This window comes from Neisseria sp. 20925_1_37, from assembly GCF_041433255.1.
GTDB classification, from domain to species: Bacteria; Pseudomonadota; Gammaproteobacteria; order Burkholderiales; family Neisseriaceae; genus Neisseria; species Neisseria flavescens_D.
Window position 1 is genome coordinate 44,035 of record NZ_JAPWBC010000005.1, and the last position, 19,389, is coordinate 63,423.

15 protein-coding genes and 1 pseudogene are annotated in these 19,389 nt (G+C 50.4%); 13 read left to right on the plus strand and 3 right to left on the minus strand.

All coding sequences use genetic code 11. The features are described from left to right. Window positions 1-108 precede the first annotated feature (108 nt). From gltA to O3661_RS05390, 11 genes are all read left to right on the plus strand, one after another. On the plus strand, window positions 109-1,392 hold the full coding sequence (gltA, locus tag O3661_RS05340; protein WP_371492559.1) for a citrate synthase: 1,284 nt from the start codon (window positions 109-111) through the stop codon (window positions 1,390-1,392). A gap of 209 nt (window positions 1,393-1,601) precedes the next feature. After that, complete coding sequence (locus O3661_RS05345; protein ID WP_371492560.1) at window positions 1,602-4,430, plus strand: 2-oxoglutarate dehydrogenase E1 component; 2,829 nt, start codon at window positions 1,602-1,604, stop codon at window positions 4,428-4,430. Between the two features lie 99 nt (window positions 4,431-4,529). Then, on the plus strand, window positions 4,530-5,711 hold the full coding sequence (gene odhB, locus O3661_RS05350) for a 2-oxoglutarate dehydrogenase complex dihydrolipoyllysine-residue succinyltransferase (protein ID WP_371492562.1): 1,182 nt from the start codon (window positions 4,530-4,532) through the stop codon (window positions 5,709-5,711). A gap of 259 nt (window positions 5,712-5,970) precedes the next feature. Beyond that, complete coding sequence (lpdA, locus tag O3661_RS05355; protein WP_371492563.1) at window positions 5,971-7,404, plus strand: dihydrolipoyl dehydrogenase; 1,434 nt, start codon at window positions 5,971-5,973, stop codon at window positions 7,402-7,404. A 124-nt stretch (window positions 7,405-7,528) separates the two neighbouring features. Beyond that, entirely contained in the window at window positions 7,529-7,816 is a 288-nt protein-coding gene (locus tag O3661_RS05360; RefSeq protein WP_004519272.1) for a hypothetical protein, read from the plus strand. Between the two features lie 17 nt (window positions 7,817-7,833). Beyond that, window positions 7,834-9,054, plus strand: a complete 1,221-nt coding sequence (sucC, locus tag O3661_RS05365) for an ADP-forming succinate--CoA ligase subunit beta (RefSeq protein ID WP_004519273.1) — start codon at window positions 7,834-7,836, stop codon at window positions 9,052-9,054. A 10-nt stretch (window positions 9,055-9,064) separates the two neighbouring features. Beyond that, window positions 9,065-9,955: a succinate--CoA ligase subunit alpha gene (gene sucD, locus O3661_RS05370; RefSeq protein ID WP_002221113.1), complete on the plus strand. Its 891-nt coding sequence runs from the start codon at window positions 9,065-9,067 to the stop codon at window positions 9,953-9,955. 192 nt (window positions 9,956-10,147) lie between these two features. Next, a complete protein-coding gene (locus tag O3661_RS05375; protein WP_371492565.1) occupies window positions 10,148-10,582 on the plus strand; it encodes a YqjD family protein in 435 nt (144 codons plus the stop codon). Window positions 10,583-10,691: 109 nt separating this feature from the next. Next, a complete protein-coding gene (locus tag O3661_RS05380) occupies window positions 10,692-11,099 on the plus strand; it encodes a phage holin family protein (protein ID WP_036491525.1) in 408 nt (135 codons plus the stop codon). Then, on the plus strand, window positions 11,080-11,346 hold the full coding sequence (locus O3661_RS05385; protein ID WP_036491527.1) for a hypothetical protein: 267 nt from the start codon (window positions 11,080-11,082) through the stop codon (window positions 11,344-11,346). The genes O3661_RS05380 and O3661_RS05385 overlap by 20 nt, the downstream gene beginning before the upstream one ends. Window positions 11,347-11,571: 225 nt before the next feature. Next, on the plus strand, window positions 11,572-12,387 hold the full coding sequence (locus O3661_RS05390) for a phosphatidylserine decarboxylase (protein WP_036491530.1): 816 nt from the start codon (window positions 11,572-11,574) through the stop codon (window positions 12,385-12,387). 86 nt (window positions 12,388-12,473) lie between these two features. Here the strand turns inward: O3661_RS05390 and znuD are convergent. The 3 genes and pseudogenes from znuD to O3661_RS05405 form a co-directional block, all read right to left on the minus strand. Then, window positions 12,474-14,761 (minus strand): annotated as a pseudogene (gene znuD, locus O3661_RS05395) (TonB-dependent zinc receptor ZnuD). A 206-nt stretch (window positions 14,762-14,967) separates the two neighbouring features. After that, window positions 14,968-15,450, minus strand: a complete 483-nt coding sequence (locus O3661_RS05400; protein ID WP_070649483.1) for a cupin domain-containing protein — start codon at window positions 15,448-15,450, stop codon at window positions 14,968-14,970. A 100-nt stretch (window positions 15,451-15,550) separates the two neighbouring features. After that, window positions 15,551-16,960: a leucyl aminopeptidase gene (locus tag O3661_RS05405; RefSeq protein WP_371492568.1), complete on the minus strand. Its 1,410-nt coding sequence runs from the start codon at window positions 16,958-16,960 to the stop codon at window positions 15,551-15,553. Window positions 16,961-17,118: 158 nt separating this feature from the next. Between O3661_RS05405 and lptF the strand changes: the two genes are divergently transcribed. Then, the gene (gene lptF, locus O3661_RS05410; RefSeq protein ID WP_371492569.1) at window positions 17,119-18,234 is read left to right on the plus strand and encodes an LPS export ABC transporter permease LptF; all 1,116 of its coding nucleotides are present in this window, start codon (window positions 17,119-17,121) and stop codon (window positions 18,232-18,234) included. After that, the gene (gene lptG, locus O3661_RS05415) at window positions 18,231-19,301 is read left to right on the plus strand and encodes an LPS export ABC transporter permease LptG (RefSeq protein WP_003745632.1); all 1,071 of its coding nucleotides are present in this window, start codon (window positions 18,231-18,233) and stop codon (window positions 19,299-19,301) included. The genes lptF and lptG overlap by 4 nt, the downstream gene beginning before the upstream one ends. Window positions 19,302-19,389: the final 88 nt, after the last annotated feature.

A 19,389-nucleotide genomic window follows, 5' to 3' on the forward strand; every position in this document is an offset into this window, starting at 1 on the left:
TTTGCGATGCCGATCCGAACAAGCTCTTTCCATACTAAGGCCGTCTGAAAAAAAGGACCGTGCCGCTTGGGCGGCAACGAAAGCCCCAACTTACAAAGGAGTTTAAGAATGTCTAAATCAGTCAAGCTCACCACCCCAAATCAAGAGACCTTGGAACTGCCAGTATTGGAAGCAAGTATCGGCCATGATGTGGTTGATATTCGTACTTTGACTAAAAATACAGGTCTGTTTTCCTTCGACCCCGGATTCGTGTCAACTGCAAGTTGCGAATCCAAAATCACTTATATTGATGGCGATGAAGGTCTGTTGTATTACCGTGGTTATCCTATCGAGCAGCTGGCCGAAAAATCCGATTACTTGGAAGTTTGCTATCTGTTGATTTACGGCGAACTGCCTACCTCTGAACAGAAAAAAGAATTTGATACCACAGTCGGTCGCCATACTATGCTGCATGAACAGCTGACTTGGTTCTTCCGCGGTTTCCGTCGCGATGCGCATCCGATGGCGATGATGGTGGGTGTGGTTGGCGCGCTGTCTGCGTTTTATCAAGACAGCTTGGATATTACTAACCCTGAACACCGCAAAATTGCGATTTACCGCTTAATCTCCAAAATTCCGACAATTGCGGCAATGTGTTACCGTTATTCCAACGGTCTGCCGTTCAATTATCCAAAAAATAACCTTTCCTATGCTGAAAACTTCTTGCACATGATGTTCGCAACACCATGTGAAGAATACAAACCTAATCCAGTATTGGCTCGCGCGCTCGACCGCATCTTTATTTTGCATGCCGACCACGAGCAAAACGCCTCTACTTCGACTGTACGTTTGGCCGGCTCTTCTGGTGCGAATCCATTTGCCTGTATCGCTGCCGGTATCGCCTGTCTGTGGGGTGCTTCACACGGCGGTGCAAACGAAGCTGTGTTGAAGATGCTGGACGAAATCGGCGATGTGTCTAATGTTGCTGCATACATGGAAGGTGTGAAACAACGCAAATACCGTCTGATGGGCTTCGGTCACCGCGTATACCGCAATATGGACCCACGAGCCAACATCATGCGCGAAACCTGTTATGAAGTCTTGAAAGAATTGGGCTTGGAAGACAGTCCTAAATTCAAGCTGGCGATGGAATTGGAACAAATTGCACTGAAAGATCCATTCTTTGTTGAGCGCAAGCTGTATCCAAACGTCGATTTCTACTCCGGTATCGTCTTGTCCGCATTGGGCATTCCAACTGAAATGTTTACCGTTATCTTCGCATTGTCGCGCAGTGTAGGTTGGATTTCTCATTGGCATGAAATGATTAGCGATCCAGCACTGAAAATCGGTCGCCCACGTCAACTGTATACCGGTGCAGAACGTCGCGATTACGTTCCGGTAGATAAACGCTAATAGACAATACATTAATATATTGTTGAAAAGTCGTTTGAAAAAATCGAATTGCCGTTTTCAATGAGGTTGGTCGTAATTAATTAAGTTGATAGCAGGTAATTTGATTTGAAATAGGGTAGAATAAAGTGTCATTTCAGACGGCCTGAATTCCGTTCGGAGAACACGGGATTCTACCCTTTGTTTATATTTTAAAGAAAAGAGCTCACGCCATGATGGACGAAAAACTCAATTTCTCTTATCTGTTTGGTTCTAATGCGCCATACATCGAGGAGTTGTATGAAAAGTTTCTGGATAATCCGGAATCTGTCGATGAAAAATGGAAACAGTACTTTACCGATTTGAGTAAACAGCCGGGCGCAGTCGCTGTCGATGTTGCCCATACACCGATTCGTGAATCATTTGCCACTTTGGCTAAAAAGAAAATTGCCGCAGCCGTTGCAGGCGGTGTGGATGAGGCAATGATGAAAAAGCAAGTCAGCGTTTTGCGACTGATTTCTGCCTATCGTATCCAAGGCGTGGGTGCAGCCCAACTTGATCCGCTCAAACGTATTCCTCCTCAAAATATCGAAGCTCTCGATCCTAAATTCCACGGTCTGTCAGATGCCGATATGGCGCTTCAGTTCAATATGGGCGAGGGCGATTTTTCCGGTCAGAGCAAACTGCCTCTGTCCCAAATCATCAGTAACCTCAAACAAACCTACTGCGGTCATATCGCGGTAGAGTACATCTACATTCCAAATACCGAAGAGCGTCGCTGGGTTCGCAATTATTTTGAAAGCGTACTGTCTACACCAAGCTACAACGTTGAACAAAAACGCCGTATCTTGAAAGAAATGACTGCTGCCGAAACTCTGGAACGCTACCTGCATACCAAATATGTCGGTCAAAAACGCTTTGGTGTAGAAGGCGGCGAAAGCGCGATTGCCGGTTTGAACTACCTGATTCAAAACGCCGGTAAAGATGGTGTGGAAGAAGTCATCATCGGTATGGCACACCGTGGCCGTCTGAATGTGTTGGTTAACATTTTGGGCAAAAAACCGGCTGATCTGTTTGCCGAATTTGAAGGCCGAGCCGAAATCAAATTGCCTAGCGGCGACGTGAAATACCACATGGGCTTCAGCTCTGACATCGCTACGCCACACGGCCCGATGCACGTTTCTTTGGCATTTAACCCGTCACACTTGGAAATTGTTAACCCAGTAGTGGAAGGTTCTGCGCGCGCCAAACAAAAACGTTTGGGCGAAAACGGCCGTGATAAAGTTTTGCCAGTATTGATTCACGGTGACTCCGCATTTATCGGTTTGGGTGTTAACCAAGCAACATTCAACCTGTCTAAAACACGCGGTTATACCACCGGCGGTACTGTTCACATCGTGATCAACAACCAAATCGGCTTTACGACTTCCGATACCCGCGATACCCGTTCAACCGTACACTGTACCGATATCGCGAAAATGGTTTCCGCTCCGGTTATCCATGTGAATGGCGATGATCCTGAACGCGTTTGCTTTGCCATCCAAGCTGCCTTGGATTACCGCAAAAAATTCCATAAAGACATCGTGGTCGACGTTGTCTGCTACCGTAAATGGGGCCACAACGAGGGCGATGATCCGACCTTGACCCAACCAATGATGTACAAAAAAGTATCGCAACACCCAGGTGCGCGTGCTTTGTACACCGAACAACTGATTGCCGAAGGCGTGGTAACTCAAGCTGAGGCTGACGGTTACATTCAAGCCTACCGTGATGCTTTGGACAAAGGCGAACATGTTGAACAAACAACTTTGAGCAACTTCCAACGCACACAAATCGACTGGAGCAAATACCAAGGTAAAGATTGGCGCGAAAAAATCGAAACCGGTTTGCCTGCTGCCGACATTGAACGTCTTACTGAGAAATTCACCGCTGTACCGGAAGGCTTTGCCCTGCATCCGACTGCAAAACGTGTGATCGAAGCGCGTAAAGCCATGGCATCCGGCAAACAAGCCATCGACTGGGGTATGGCTGAAACCCTCGCATACGCAAGCCTGCTGACCAAAGGTCATGGCGTGCGTATCTCCGGTGAGGACTCCGGCCGCGGTACATTCTCACACCGTCATGCAGTATTGCACGATCAAAAACGCGAAAAATGGGACGACGGTACTTATGTTCCTCTGCGCCATATGGGCGAAGGCATGGGCGAGTTCCTGGTTATTGACTCCATTTTGAACGAAGAAGCCGTGATGGCGTTCGAGTACGGCTTTGCTTGTTCCGCACCTGACAAGCTGACTATTTGGGAAGCTCAATTCGGTGACTTCGCCAATGGCGCACAAGTGACTATTGACCAATTCCTGTCTTCAGGCGAAACCAAGTGGGGTCGCTTGTGCGGTCTGACCACCATCCTGCCGCACGGTTACGACGGTCAAGGTCCTGAGCACTCTTCTGCACGCGTAGAGCGTTGGTTGCAACTGTGTTCTGAGAACAATATGCAAGTCATCATGCCGTCTGAAGCGTCGCAAATGTTCCACCTCTTGCAACGTCAAGTCTTGGGTTCATACCGCAAACCGCTGGTGATTTTCATGTCCAAACGCCTGTTGCGCTTCAAAGGTGCAATGAGCCCGCTGGAAAACTTCACCGAAGGTTCGACTTTCCGTCCGGTTATCGGCGATACTGCAGAACGCGCAAGCAGCGACAGCGTGAAACGCGTGGTATTGTGTGCCGGTCAGGTTTACTATGACTTGGAAGCCGGCCGTGCCGAGCGTAAACTGGAAGATGATGTTGCTATCGTCCGCGTTGAGCAGCTGTATCCGTTCCCATATGAAGAGGTTAAAGCTGAACTGGCGAAATATCCGAATGCAAAATCTGTGGTTTGGGCGCAAGAAGAGCCGAAAAACCAAGGCGCGTTCTACCAAATCCGCCACCGCATCGAAGACGTTATCAGCGAAGAGCAAAAACTGTCTTATGCCGGTCGTCCAAGCAGTGCATCGCCTGCAGTGGGCTACTCAAGCAAACATATTGCTCAATTGAAACAATTGGTTGAAGACGCTTTGGCGTTGTAAACCAAGTAGCATTCCGTCTGAGGCTGCTCAGGCGGAATGCCCATATGCAGAATTAAAAACACACAACAGGCCGTCTGAAAGGGCCATTGGAGACACAAAATGATTATTGATGTAAAAGTACCTATGCTGTCTGAAAGCGTATCTGAAGGCACGCTCTTGGAATGGAAGAAAAAAGTTGGCGAAGCAGTTGCCCGTGACGAAATCCTGATCGATATCGAAACTGACAAAGTGGTTTTGGAAGTACCTTCTCCACAAGCCGGCGTATTAGTTGAAATCGTAGCGCAAGACGGTGAAACCGTTGTTGCCGACCAAGTTTTGGCTCGTATCGATACAGCTGCTACTGCCGCTGCTGAAGCACCTGCCGCCGCTTCTGCCGAAGCAGCCCCAGCCGCCGCTCCTGCTGCTGCACAAAACAACGCCGCTATGCCTGCCGCTGCCAAACTGGCTGCCGAGACCGGTGTTGACGTGAACGCATTGCAAGGCTCCGGCCGTGACGGTCGCGTATTGAAAGAAGACGTACAAAATGCTGCTGCCAAACCTGCCGCAGCCGCTGCTCCTGCCGTTGCACTGCCTGCCGGCGCACGTCCTGAAGAACGCGTACCAATGAGCCGCCTGCGTGCCCGTGTTGCAGAACGCCTCTTGGCTTCTCAACAAGAAAACGCCATTCTGACTACATTCAACGAAGTCAACATGAAACCAATCATGGACTTGCGTGCGAAGTACAAAGATAAATTCGAGAAAGAACACGGCGTGAAATTGGGCTTTATGTCCTTCTTCGTTAAAGCCGCTGTTGCCGCCCTGAAAAAATACCCGGTTGTGAATGCTTCTGTTGACGGCAAAGACATCGTTTACCACGGCTACTTCGACATCGGTATCGCAATTGGTAGCCCACGCGGTTTGGTTGTGCCAATCCTGCGCGATGCCGACCAAATGAGCATTGCCGACATCGAACAAGCAATTGTTGATTACGCGAAAAAAGCCAAAGACGGCAAAATCGCTATCGAAGATTTGACCGGTGGTACATTCAGTATTACTAACGGCGGTACTTTCGGTTCTATGATGTCTACCCCGATCATCAACCCGCCTCAATCTGCGATTTTGGGTATGCACGCCACTAAAGAGCGCGCTGTGGTTGAAAACGGCCAAGTTGTTGTCCGTCCAATGATGTATCTGGCTCTGTCTTACGACCACCGTATCATTGACGGCCGCGAAGCTGTATTGACCTTGGTAGCCATTAAAGACGCGTTGGAAGACCCAGCTCGCCTGTTGTTGGATCTGTAATCGTTTCAGACGGCCTTTTATTTATTAATGAAAAGGCCGTCTGAATTTTTATTTAGATGTAGCGTAATGTAGTATCGTGCTACAATAGGCTCAACGAACGATTGAGGCCGTCTGAAACATTTGATTCGAATGAATCGACAGATATGGACTTTCAGACGGCCTTTTCTTAAAACCATCAAAACGCAGTCATTCAAAATAAAAAAGAAACGAAAAGTATCGTTTTTATTTTGAGATACTGCTAAAAGCAAAGGATGACACGATGTCTCAATATGATGTAGTAGTGATTGGTGCAGGCCCGGGCGGATACGTTGCCGCCATCCGTACCGCGCAACTGGGTTTCAAAACCGCTTGCGTTGATGCAGGTGTTAACAAAGCAGGCAATGCCCCTGCATTGGGCGGTACTTGCTTGAACGTAGGTTGTATCCCTTCTAAAGCCCTGTTGCAATCCAGCGAACATTTCCACGCTGCGCAACACGATTTTGCCGAACACGGTATCACTGTCGGCGACGTAAAATTCGACGCGGCCAAAATGATTGAGCGCAAAGATGCCATCGTGACCAAGCTGACCGGCGGCGTGAAATTCCTGTTCCAAAAAAACAAAGTAACCAGCCTGTTCGGTACTGCTTCCTTTGCCGGTAAAAATGGCGATGCTTACCAAATCGAAGTCGATAACAAAGGCGAGAAAACCGTTATCGAAGCCAAACACGTCATCGTAGCCACCGGTTCCGTACCGCGTCCGCTGCCACAAGTCGCCATCGACAACGTAAACGTATTGGACAACGAAGGTGCATTGAACCTGACCGAAGTGCCTGCCAAACTCGGCGTGATCGGTTCCGGCGTGATTGGTTTGGAAATGGGTTCCGTATGGAACCGCGTGGGTGCGGAAGTTACCATTCTTGAAGCCGCGCCGACCTTCCTGGCCGCCGCCGACCAACAAATCGCCAAAGAAGCCTTCAAATACTTCACCAAAGAGCAAGGTTTGAACATCGAATTGGGCGTGAAAATCGGCGACATCAAATCTGAAGGCAAGGGCGTTTCCGTTGCTTACGAAACAGCTGCCGGCGAAGCCAAAACCGAAGTATTCGACAAACTGATCGTTGCCATCGGCCGTATTCCAAACACCAAAGGCCTGAACGCCGAAGCCGTAGGCTTGGAAAAAGACGAGCGCGGCTTTATCAAAGTAGATGGCGAATGCCGTACCAACCTGCCTAACGTATGGGCAATCGGCGACGTGGTTCGCGGTCCGATGTTGGCACACAAAGCCAGCGACGAAGGCGTAGCCGTTGCCGAACGTATTGCCGGTCAAAAACCGCATATCGACTTCAACAACGTACCGTTCGTGATTTACACCGATCCTGAAATCGCTTGGGTGGGTAAAACCGAAGAGCAGCTCAAAGCCGAAGGCGTGGAGTACAAAAAAGGTACTTCAGGTTTCGGCGCGAACGGTCGCGCATTGGCAATGGGCAAAGCCAAAGGTACGGTTAAAGTATTGGCAGATGCCAAAACCGACCGTATCTTGGGCGTACACATGATTGGCCCGGTTGTCAGCGAATTGGTTACCGAAGGCGTGACTGCGCTCGAATTCTTCGCCAGCAGCGAAGACATCGCCCGCATTATCCATGCCCACCCAACCTTGTCCGAAGTGGTTCACGAAGCTGCATTGGCGGCCGACAAACGCGCTTTGCACGGTTGATAGACATTAAGGCCGTCTGAAACTTTTCAGACGGCCTTAAGGCCTCCGACAAATTGAATGTTTCGAGAGCTTCGTTTTCTGATTTATAATTCCGTCAGACAAACAAACAGCATTTACATTCATTATGAACAAAGAAATAGTCGGTATTTTCTTTATACCGATGGGCATCATCAGCATGTGTATGGCCGCATTGTGGCAAATGTATGTGATGATGACCGAAACTTATACGCTCAACCGTTTCAAAGATAAAGAATTGGTTTGGCGCGTGGCATTGTTGTTTATCAGTTTCAGCCTTGCCGTTTATCTGCTCTGCCCGAATTCGCGTAAAAAAGGCATTGTCTTTTTTATTCTCGGAGGAGGCGGCGCAACCATGTATCTGCTGGCGCGGATGTGGTTGCCCTTCAGTAAATAGTAGGGCCGTCTGAAAATATGGGATTGGCCGCAGGGCGATTCCTAAAACCCACTCACCTTAAGGAGAAATCCATGAATTTACACGAGTATCAGGCTAAAGAACTGCTGGCTAGCTACGGTTTGCCCGTGCAAGGCGGTATTTTGGCACACAACGGCGAAGAAGCCGCTGCAGCTTACGACAAATTGGGCGGCAAATTCGCTGTTGTCAAAGCACAAGTACACGCCGGCGGCCGCGGTAAAGCGGGCGGCGTAAAAGTCGTTAAAAGCCGCGAAGAAGCTAAAGAAGTGGCTGAAAGCCTGATTGGCACCAACTTGGTAACTTACCAAACCGATGCCAACGGCCAACCTGTCAACAGCGTTTTGGTTTGCGAAGATATGTATCCTGTTCAAACCGAGCTGTACTTGGGCGCAGTGGTTGACCGTTCTACCCGACGCGTTACATTCATGGCTTCTACCGAAGGTGGCGTGGAAATCGAAAAAGTTGCTGCCGAAACTCCAGAAAAAATCTTCAAAGTAACCGTTGATCCGCTGGTTGGCCTGCAACCTTGCCAAGCTCGCGAAGTTGCGTTCCAACTGGGCTTGAAAGACAAACAAATCAACGAGTTCGTCAAACTGATGACCGGTGCGTACAAAGCGTTTATCGAAAACGACTTCGCCCTGTTTGAAGTAAACCCATTGGCAGTTCGCGAAAATGGCGCGCTGGCTTGCGTAGATGGCAAAATCGGTATCGACAGCAACGCGCTCTACCGCCTGCCAAAAATCGCTGAATTGCGCGACAAATCTCAAGAAAACGAACGTGAGCTGAAAGCTTCTGAATTCGACCTGAACTATGTTGCCCTGGAAGGCAACATCGGCTGTATGGTTAACGGTGCCGGTTTGGCAATGGCCACTATGGACATCATCAAACTCAAAGGCGGCCAACCTGCCAACTTCTTGGACGTTGGCGGCGGTGCAACCAAAGACCGCGTGGTTGAAGCGTTCAAACTGATTCTGGAAGACAAATCCGTTAAAGGCGTATTGATCAACATCTTCGGCGGTATCGTACGTTGCGACATGATTGCGGAAGCCATCGTGGCAGCCGTTAAAGAAATCAACGTCAACGTTCCTGTCGTTGTTCGTTTGGAAGGTAACAATGCCGAACTCGGCGCGAAAATCCTGAACGAATCAGGTCTGAAACTGACTTCTGCAGACGGCCTGAATGACGCAGCCGAAAAAATTGTTGCAGCCGTAAACGCCTAAGGAGAAAAGAATGAGCGTATTGATTAATAAAGACACCAAAGTATTGGTTCAAGGTTTCACCGGTAAAAACGGTACTTTCCACTCCGAACAAGCTCTGGCTTACGGCACTAAAGTTGTCGGCGGCGTTACCCCAGGCAAAGGCGGTCAAACCCACCTGAATCTGCCTGTATTCAACACCATGAAAGAAGCCGTTAAAGAAACCGGCGCTGACGCATCTGTAATTTACGTTCCAGCTCCGTTTGTTTTGGATTCTATCGTTGAAGCAGTTGATTCAGGCGTAGGCTTGGTCGTTGTGATTACCGAAGGCGTTCCAACTCTGGACATGCTCAAAGCCAAACGTTACTTGGAAACCAACGGCAACGGTACTCGCTTGGTCGGCCCTAACTGCCCGGGCGTGATTACTCCGGGTGAGTGCAAAATCGGTATTATGCCGGGCCACATCCACACTCCGGGCCGCATCGGTATTATTTCCCGTTCCGGTACATTGACTTACGAAGCCGTGGCACAAACCACCAAACTGGGCTTGGGTCAATCAACCTGTATCGGTATCGGTGGCGACCCGATTCCTGGTATGAACCAAATCGACGCACTGAAACTCTTCCAAGAAGACCCAGATACCGACGCCATCATCATGATTGGTGAAATCGGCGGTACTGCGGAAGAAGAGGCAGCCGAATACATCCAATCCAACGTAACCAAACCTGTTGTCGGTTACATTGCTGGTGTTACCGCTCCTAAAGGCAAACGTATGGGCCACGCCGGTGCGATTATCTCAGGTGGTAAAGGTACTGCCGAAGAAAAATTCGCCGCTTTCGAAAAAGCCGGTATCGCTTACACCCGCAGCCCTGCCGAGTTGGGCACTACCATGCTGGAAGTGTTGAAAGCAAAAGGTTTGGCATAAGACTTGAGTCTTTAAGCTGAATTGAAAAGGCCGTCTGAAGTTTTCAGACGGCCTTTTTTAAATTTCATTGGGTTGTTTTCATAATAAGCACTTAATTTTATTTAAATTAACGTTTATTTTAGAATAAACGGTTATAATTTATTAACAGATAAATATTCTGTAACCATATCAACCTATATCAAGGAGAGAAGCATGAAAAAACACGATTTTGAAGCACGTCGCGAGGCTTTGCTGAAAGACATCCGAGAAGTGATGGATGATGTGGAAGAGTTGTACCGCAATGGTATTGAAGCCGGTTCGGAAGAGGGCAGCAAAGCCCGAGCCAAATTGGAAGAAAAATTGGCCGTGGCCAAAGAGCGTTTGAGTCGTTTTGAAGAAGAGGCCGGCGAGCGTTTGCGCCATCATGCCGAACGTGCGCGTGAAAAATACGAGCAGTTTGAAGAAGCGGCTCAGGAGCGTTTGAAAGAAGGCAAAGAGCGCTTTGCCGAATTTGAAGCTGATGCTGGTGCACGCTTGAAACGAGGTGCCAAACAAGCTGATGAAGTGGTGCATGAAAAACCATATTATGCAATGGGTTTTGCCGCATTGGCCGGTTTGGTTGTCGGTGTGTTGTTGAACCGTCGTTAATGTGAATATGTTAAGGCCGTCTGAACAGGCGTGTACATGAAATCATGGATTTCATTGCGCCGTGCAGACGGCCTTAGCCTTATGCTTCCTAAGAAAAAGGATAATCGAGATGGGAATTCGCCAGCGTTTTGAGCATGGCAAGGCTTTGTTGAATCAGGGCGCGGATTTGCTGCTGTTGCGTTTGCAGGTATTGAGCTTGGATTTGACGCGTCAGGCGGAGAATGTGTTCCGTTTAGCAATCTGGCTGGTGTTGTCCGGCGCGCTGTTGATGGTGGGCTTGGTCGGTTTGCTATTTGGCTTGAACCGCGTGCTGTCGGATGTGGCTGCTTTGTGGGTATTTTTCGGCATTTTCTTTGTGAGCCTGCTGATTATTGCCGTATTGTTCTGCAAAGTATCGGCAGATTATCGGAAGCAGGGCAGCCGTGTGGTTGAGACCTTGCAGGATATTCGATCGGACATTGCGTATTTGCGCGGTGAGATAGACAAGGATGCGGACGATGAAGCAACAGGAGTATGAAGAAGCGCGCGAGCTGCTGCTTTTGGAAGCCAAGCTGGTGCGGCTGCGGATTGAAGCGGAAAATTTGAAACTGCGTAAAGCGGAAGAAGGGAATGCTCGGCAGACTAATCGCTTGGTAATGTTGGCCGATGTGGCGTATCAGTTGAGCCAAACGCGTTTGCTGTCTCAACGTGCTTTGTTTTCTACATCGCGCCGTCGGCATTGGATTTGGCTGGTATTGGCGGTCATACTGGGCTTATCGAGATAATTGAGGGCGGGGGTTTGGTCAAAATGATATTTGTGGCGAGTTGTTGGCTCGTGTGAGCCGCTGGTTGAGGATGCTGCGTCATTGTGTTGCCGAAACTGAAACTTTATCTATGTTGAGTATTTTTTACAAAAGACACCGGCCGTCTGAACATTTCAGACGGCCTCAATGTTTGGAGTTTCAGATATAATGGCGGCAATTTTGAAATTATTAAATGAAGGATAAGTGATGAACCGTTTGTATCCCCACCCGATTATCGCCCGTGAGGGCTGGCCGATTATCGGCGGCGGTTTGGCTTTGAGCCTGCTGGTGTCGATGTGTGGCGGCTGGTGGTCTTTGCCGTTTTGGGTGTTTACCGTATTTGCCCTGCAGTTTTTCCGCGACCCTGCGCGTGAAATTCCGCAAAACCCTGAAGCGGTGTTGAGCCCGGTTGATGGTCGTATCGTGGTGGTTGAGCGCGCACGCGATCCGTATCGTGATGTCGATGCTTTGAAAATCAGTATTTTTATGAACGTGTTCAACGTGCATTCGCAAAAATCGCCTGCCGATTGTACGGTAACGAAAGTGGTCTATAACAAAGGCAAATTCGTGAATGCGGATTTGGACAAAGCCAGCACGGAAAATGAACGTAATGCGGTGTTGGCGACTACGGCTTCTGGTCGTGAAATTACTTTTGTTCAAGTGGCCGGTTTGGTGGCGCGCCGTATTTTGTGCTACACCCAAGCAGGTGCGAAACTGTCTCGTGGCGAACGCTATGGCTTTATCCGCTTTGGTTCGCGCGTGGATATGTATCTGCCTGTCGATGCGCAGGCGCAAGTGGCGATTGGCGATAAAGTTACCGGCGTCAGCACTGTATTGGCGCGTTTGCCGCTGACTGCGCCGCAAACTGAATCTGAGCCTAAAGCCGCAGCTGTTCCTCAAGCTACTCCGGCTTCTCAAGCTGCTCCGGTTGAGACAGTGGCAAGCCAATCTACCGAACAACAGCAAATCGAAGCAGCGGCGGCTAAAATTCAAGCGGCTGTGCGCGATGTGTTGAAAGATTAATAGTCAGTTTTAAATGATTGGTTAAAACAAGAAAAAAAGGTTTTCAGACGGCCGTCTGAAAACCTTTTTTTCTTGCCTGTCAGATTTTAAAACTTCACGTTTACGCCGCCGGTAAAGCTGCGGCCCATTTGCGGCGTATCAGAGAGGAAGCTGCTGTGGGCGTAAACGGATTGGTTGAGCAGGTTGTCGGCTTTGACGTACCAATTCCACTCGCCATAGCGCGTATTGCGGCGGTAGTTTGCACCGAGGTTGAGCATATGGTGTCCGGGCGTACGCGTTTCGTAGCGGGCGAGTTTGTTTTGGGCGAACACGCGGTAGTAGTCCAAATTGGCATCGATACGGTCGGTCAGCGAGGCTTTCAGGTGGACGCCGAGGCGCGCAGCTGGAACGCGAGGGGCGTTTTGGTCGTCCTGTGCGATGAAAGGACGGTTGCCGTAGGCATCTTCCCTGCCGGGCAGCGATGGCAGGTTTTTCAGACGGCCTCGTACATAGTCGCCGGAAACGCCGATGCGGTAGCGCGGTGTCGGTTTGAAGTAGATTTCGCCTTCTGCGCCGTAGAAGTCGGCGCCGGATTGGTTGTAGCGCACGAGCTTCATTTCGCTGTCGTCTTCGATGGATTTGCGGCCGCGTCCGTCGTTTAAGGTTTGGGCGTAAATGTAGTTGCCGAAGCGGTTGCGGTAGAGTGCCAGATTGTATTGCCAGCGGTCGCCTTCGTAGCCCAGCGCGAGTTCGATGTTGTTGGAACGCTCTTTGTTGAGGTGTTTGTTGCCGACTTCAAAGGTATTGGTGGCGACGTGTTTGCCGTGCGCGTACAGTTCTTGCGTTGACGGCAGGCGTTCCTGATGGGAGGCGGTCAGGCTGAGTTTGTGTTGTGGCGTGAAATACCAATTGCCGGAAAGTGCGAATGAGCGGGCGGTTTGGCGGTGCGCGCCGAGGTCGGGCAGGGGGTGGTTGTAGTAGTTTTCCCGATCAATCAATGCTTTGTCGTACTGGATGGAGGCTTTTTGTTTTTCCATGCGTACGCCGCCTTCTAGCGTGAAGTTGTTCCAGTTTGCCTGTTCTACACCGAAAAAGCTGTAATGTTGCACTTTATTGTCAAGCAGCATCGGTTGTTTGACTGCTTCGGATGTGGCAGATAAAGCACTGGATTTTTGTTGTAAATATTGAACGCCCCAGCTGCCTTTCAGACGGCCTATGGGTTGGTGGCGCAACTCGATACGGGCGTTGTGTGTTTTGTTGTTGAAGAAGTTTTCTACTGCATCGCCTGCTTTTTCGTCATGGTGGTAGTCGTTGCGGTTCAGGTGCACGCGCAGGGCTTCAAAACCGGGGAGCGGCTGCTTCCATTCGGCGCGAAGTTCGTAGCGTTTGTTGCGCAGGTCTATCCACGGTCTGCCGCTGTGGGTGTGTGCGTGTGCACCGTCACCGTCGTGAGACCGCAGCTCAAGCCCGGATTGTCGTAATCGACGTCTTCTTCGGTCAACAAGTGCGGATAAGGCCGCAAATAGCCTTTGTTAATCAAACTACTTTGCCAGATGATGTCGGCGCTGCAACCATCGTATTCGTGGCTGTGGGCAGGCAGGCCGTATTGGTCTCGGCGGTCGCTGTACGCCACGCCGATAAAGCCTTTTGCGCCTACCCAAGACAGCCCGATGCTGCCTGTTTGCGAATCGGCATGGCTGTCGGGCAGGCGTTTCAGACGGCCTTCTTCTTTGTGATAGCGCGGTACGGCGTAATCGCCCGATTTGCGGTACAAGCCTTCGGTATGTAGCACGAAGTTTTTGCTCAAGCCGATATTGATGCCTGCGGATGTCAGTTTTTCCAAATTGCCGCTGCTCAAACGCAATCCGGCTTCGCCCGATACGCCGTTTTCAGGCATTTTTTCGGGGATTTTTCCGTCGGCAACATCGACCAACCCCGCCACATTGCCCGAGCTGTATAAGAGCGTAACCGGGCCGCGCAGGATTTCGACCTGTTGCGACAAGGCGCTGTCCACCATCAGGGCATGGTCTGGCGAGAAGTCCGCCATGTCGCCCGTTTCGCCGTGATGGTTCAACACTTTAATCCGTCTGCCTGTTTGACCGCGAATAACGGGAGCGGATGCGCCGCCGCCGTATTGCGAGGCATGAATGCCCGGTACGCCGTCCAAAGTATCGCCCAAGTTGACAGCTTTTTGGCGCAAGGTATCGCCGGAGATGATTTTGTCGGAGGCGGTCGAAGCGTGCAGCAGCCCCGACGTTGCACGCGGACGGCTTTTACCGACGACGGTAACCTCTTCCAAGTCAACCGACTGCTCGGTTTCATGCGCTTGGGAGAGGATGGGGGTGCTGATTAAAAGAATAGATAAAACAATGGGTTTGAGTGTGGTTTGTGTCATTTTAGTTTCTCATCATATTTCGAAAGGATGTTATTATATAACATTTCATTATTAATATGATAAGATTTTTGAGAAAAAAGGCCGTCTGAAAACGAAGCGTGGTTTTCAGACGGCCTTTGGTTTGTATACGGGTTTAAATGAAAACGGAACAATCGTTCTGCTGCCTGGTTCTAAATCACGGCAGATTATTTGTTTTCATTGAAAATTTACTTGGTTTCAGCGGCTTTAGCGCCAGCAGTCTCTGCAATCAAATCCAAGAATACCAACGGCTTTTTGCCGATATTTTTGAGTGCGTGGGACTGGCCGGGGCGGGCGATGGTAATGTCTCCTGCGCCGACTTCGGTTTGTTTGCCTTCGCTGTCGGTAAACAGGCCTTTGCCGGATACGATGATGTAAACGTCTTCATTGCCGGTATGTTTGTGTTGGCCGATGGAAGCGCCCGGCGGTAATGTGAGCCAGCCGATTTCTTTGAATGCATCTTGGTCGGCGGTTTGATGGCGCGTGAAGGCAAAGTTGCCGAGCAAGGGGCCTTGGCCTCCGGCTGCGTTTTCGCGGTTCCATTCTGCTAAGTCGGCTTTTTTGTACACTTGGATGCTGCGGTCGGTGGGGGTGGTTTGTTCGGCGGCTTGGGCGTTTAGAGATGTGCCGAGCAGAAGGGCGACAGATAATGCGGCAAATAGTGGTTTCATGGCGGTTCTCCGTTTGTCAGGTTGAGTCAGATAATGCGGATTCCGTTTTCAGACGGCCTGCGGGGTTGAAACGATTAACCCCGCAGGCTTCCCCCAAGATTTATTTCACGTTGCGCAGATAGTTCAACAATAATGGAACAGGGCGGCCGGTCGCGCCTTTTTCACCGCCGGATTTCCATGCGGTACCTGCGATGTCGAGGTGTGCCCATGGATAGTCTTCGGTAAAGTAAGACAGGAATGTGGCGGCGGTAATCGTGCCTGCACCCGGCGTGCCGATGTTTGGAATGTCGGCAAAGTTGGATTTGAGTTGGTCTTTGTAGGTCTCAAAGAGCGGCAGTTGCCATGCTTTGTCGTCCACGTTGCGGGAAGCGGCCAGCAGGCTGTCGACCAAATCTTGATTGTTGCCCATTACGCCGCTGACGTCATGTCCCAGGGCGATGATGCACGCGCCGGTCAGGGTAGCGACGTCGATGACGGCTTTGGGTTTGAATTGTTCGGCGTAAGTGAGCGCGTCGCACAAAATCAGACGGCCTTCGGCATCGGTGTTCAACACTTCGATGGTCAAACCTTTCATGCTTTTCACAACGTCGCCCGGTTTGTTTGCCGCGCCGGAAGGCATGTTTTCACAAGTAGCGACGATGGCAATCAGGTTGATCGGCAGTTGCAGTTTGACGGCGGCGCAGAAGGTGCTGATGACGGTTGCCGCGCCGCACATGTCAAACTTCATTTCGTCCATGTTCAGGCCGGGTTTGAGGGAGATGCCGCCGGTGTCGAAGGTAATGCCTTTGCCGACCAATACCACAGGCGCGGCTTCTTTGTCGGCCGCACCGAAATAGCTCAGTTCGACCAAATATGGGTCTTCGACGCTGCCTTTGGCAACAGACCAAAATGAACCCATGTTTTCTTTGATGTAGTCTTTTTCAATGATTTTAGCGTGTGCGCCCAATTTTTCGGCTTCAGCTTTGGCAGTACGCGCGAGGAATTCAGGTGTGCACTCGTTGGGCGCGGCATTGCCCAAGTCACGGCAGAGGCTTTGTCCGTAAACTTGCGCTTCGGCAACGCGCAGGGCTTCTTTGACGGCGGCTTCGTGTGCGCTGTGGAACGCGGCTTCTGCAAATTTGGCCGGTTTGGCTTCTTTTTTATAGCGGTCGAAACGGTAGGCAGCATTGCCGAACGCAATCGCAAACGCTTCGGCAACGGCGGCGGCTTGCGCTTTTTCAAAGGCGTGAACGTCCACATTGACTGTTTCTTGATTTTGCGCCCATTTGGCGGCTTCGGCTGCAGCTTTGTTCAATGCGGCGCGGTCGGTTTTTTCGAGGCGGGCGACGGCAATGGCTTGCAAACCGTTGTCCGTCGGGATTTTGGTGTCGGCGAAATTTTGACCTTCTTCAAGGGAAGCGAAGAGGGCGAGGGCAGTCGGGTTGTTCAGTTGCGATGCTTCGGCGCAGACAAATAATTGCGCACCTGCCTGTTGAGCCTGCAAAGTTTCGGCTTTTGTGCTAAATTTCACGTTTATTCTCCTGATTGGAACGGTTGTCGGTTGTTCAGACGGCCTGTTGACCAACCGTCCGAACAGATGAAAATCATTGTACTCCATTTGTGTCATGCCGTCTGAAGCCTTATTAATAAATATAGGTTTCCCATAAACCGTATACCACGCTCAATCTTATGATTTACCAAAGAAACTTTATTAAAGAACTTTCCTTTACCGCCGTCGGCATCTTTGTCGTCCTCTTGGCGGTATTGGTGTCGACGCAGGCCATCAACCTGCTTGGCCGCGCAGCCGACGGGCGTGTCGCCATCGATGCCGTGTTGGCCTTAGTTGGCTTCTGGGTAATCGGCATGACCCCGCTTTTGCTGGTGTTGACCGCATTTATCAGTACATTGACCGTATTGACCCGCTATTGGCGCGACAGCGAGATGTCGGTTTGGCTCTCTTGCGGATTGGCATTGAAACAATGGATACGCCCGGTCATGCAGTTTGCCGTGCCGTTTGCCATTTTGATTGCCGTCATGCAGCTTTGGGTGATGCCGTGGGCAGAGTTGCGCAGTCGTGAATATGCCGAAATTTTGAAGCAGAAGCAGGAATTGTCTTTGGTGGAAGCCGGCGAGTTCAATAACTTGGGCAAGCGCAACGGCAGGGTTTATTTTGTCGAAACCTTCGATACCGAATCCGGCATCATGAAAAACCTGTTCCTGCGCGAGCAGGATAAAAACGGCAACGACAACATCGTTTTTGCCAAAGAGGGCAATTTTTCGCTGACCGACAACAAACGCACGCTTGAATTGCGCGATGGCTACCGTTACAGCGGTACGCCCGGCAAAGCCGATTACAACCGCGTTTCTTTCCAACACCTCAGCCTGATTATCAGCACCACGCCCAAACTCATCGACCCTGTTTCACACCGCCGTACCATCCCGACATCCCAACTGATTGGTAGCAGCAATCCCCAACACCAAGCGGAATTGATGTGGCGTATTTCCTTGACCGTCAGCGTTTTGTTGCTGTGTCTGCTTGCCGTGCCGCTTTCCTATTTCAATCCGCGCAGTGGCCACACCTACAATATCTTGATTGCCATCGGTTTGTTTTTGGTTTACCAAAACGGGCTGACATTTCTGCGCAATGCCGTGGAAGACGGCAAAATCCATTTCTGGCTCGGACTGCTGCCTATGCACATCATCATGTTTGTGATTGCCGTTGTCCTGCTGCGCGTACGCAGTATGCCCAGCCAACCCTTTTGGCAGGCGGTTGCCAAAAGTCTGACATTGAAAGGCGGAAAATGAACCTGATTTCACGTTACATCATCCGTCAAATGGCGGTTATGGCGGTTTACGCCCTCCTTGCCTTCCTCGCTTTGTACAGCTTTTTTGAAATCATCAACGAAGTCGGCGATCTTGGAAAAGGCAGCTATAACGGCGCAAAATTGGGGCAGTATGTTTTAATGCAGATGCCTGCGCGCGCATATGAACTGATGCCGCTTGCCGTTTTGATCGGCGGCCTGATTTCCCTCAGCCAACTGGCTTCCGGCAGTGAGCTGACCGTTATCAAAGCCAGCGGCATGAGCACCAAAAAGCTGCTGTTGATTCTGTCGCAGTTTGGTTTGATTTTCGCTATTGCCACCGTTGCGCTCGGCGAATGGGTTGCCCCCACGCTGAGCCAAAAAGCTGAAAACATCAAAGCTGCCGCCATCAACGGCAAAATCAGCACCGGTAATACCGGCCTTTGGCTAAAAGAAAAAAACAGCATCATCAACGTGCGCGAAATGTTGCCCGACCATACGCTTTTAGGCATCAAAATTTGGCAGCGCAACGATAAAAACGAACTGACTCAAGCAGCAGAAGCCGAATCAGCGGTTTTGAATCCCGACGGCAGCTGGCAGTTGAAAAACATCCGCCGCAGCATATTGGGCGAAGATAAAGTCGAGGTTTCTACTGCCGCAGAGGAAAACTGGCCGATTTCCGTCAAGCGCAACCTGATGGACGTATTACTCGTTAAGCCCGACCAAATGTCTGTCGGCGAATTGACCACCTACATCGACCATCTGGAAAAAAACAACCAAAATACCCAAGTCTATGCCATCGCATGGTGGCGCAAGCTGGTGTATCCCGTTGCCGCATGGGTGATGGCGCTTGTTGCCTTCGCCTTTACGCCGCAAACCACGCGCCACGGCAATATGGGCTTGAAACTTTTCGGCGGTATCTGTCTCGGTTTGCTGTTCCACTTTGCCGGACGGCTCTTCGGCTTTACCAGCCAGTTGTACGGCGTGCCGCCGTTTTTGGCCGGTGCATTGCCGACGGTTTTGTTTGCACTGTTGGCGGTGTATCTGATACGCCGTCAGGAAAAAAGATAAGGCAAAATTAAACTTCAGACCGTCTGAAAGGCAATCTTCAGACGGCCTGAGTATTTTGTGTGCAAAAAACAAAATGCTAAAGTAAAAT

Excerpts from the sequence above, each read along its gene's own strand:
- O3661_RS05375 (WP_371492565.1), top strand. The coding sequence starts at position 10,148 with ATGAAAAAACACGATTTTGAAGCACGTCGCGAGGCTTTGCTGAAAGAC.
- sucC (WP_004519273.1), top strand. The coding sequence starts at position 7,834 with ATGGGATTGGCCGCAGGGCGATTCCTAAAACCCACTCACCTTAAGGAG.
- gltA (WP_371492559.1), top strand. The coding sequence starts at position 109 with ATGTCTAAATCAGTCAAGCTCACCACCCCAAATCAAGAGACCTTGGAA.
- lptG (WP_003745632.1), top strand. The coding sequence starts at position 18,231 with ATGAACCTGATTTCACGTTACATCATCCGTCAAATGGCGGTTATGGCG.
- odhB (WP_371492562.1), top strand. The coding sequence starts at position 4,530 with ATGATTATTGATGTAAAAGTACCTATGCTGTCTGAAAGCGTATCTGAA.
- lpdA (WP_371492563.1), top strand. The coding sequence starts at position 5,971 with ATGTCTCAATATGATGTAGTAGTGATTGGTGCAGGCCCGGGCGGATAC.
- sucD (WP_002221113.1), top strand. The coding sequence starts at position 9,065 with ATGAGCGTATTGATTAATAAAGACACCAAAGTATTGGTTCAAGGTTTC.
- O3661_RS05380 (WP_036491525.1), top strand. The coding sequence starts at position 10,692 with ATGGGAATTCGCCAGCGTTTTGAGCATGGCAAGGCTTTGTTGAATCAG.
- O3661_RS05390 (WP_036491530.1), top strand. The coding sequence starts at position 11,572 with ATGAACCGTTTGTATCCCCACCCGATTATCGCCCGTGAGGGCTGGCCG.
- O3661_RS05385 (WP_036491527.1), top strand. The coding sequence starts at position 11,080 with ATGAAGCAACAGGAGTATGAAGAAGCGCGCGAGCTGCTGCTTTTGGAA.
- O3661_RS05400 (WP_070649483.1), bottom strand. The coding sequence starts at position 15,450 with ATGAAACCACTATTTGCCGCATTATCTGTCGCCCTTCTGCTCGGCACA.
- lptF (WP_371492569.1), top strand. The coding sequence starts at position 17,119 with ATGATTTACCAAAGAAACTTTATTAAAGAACTTTCCTTTACCGCCGTC.
- O3661_RS05360 (WP_004519272.1), top strand. The coding sequence starts at position 7,529 with ATGAACAAAGAAATAGTCGGTATTTTCTTTATACCGATGGGCATCATC.
- O3661_RS05345 (WP_371492560.1), top strand. The coding sequence starts at position 1,602 with ATGATGGACGAAAAACTCAATTTCTCTTATCTGTTTGGTTCTAATGCG.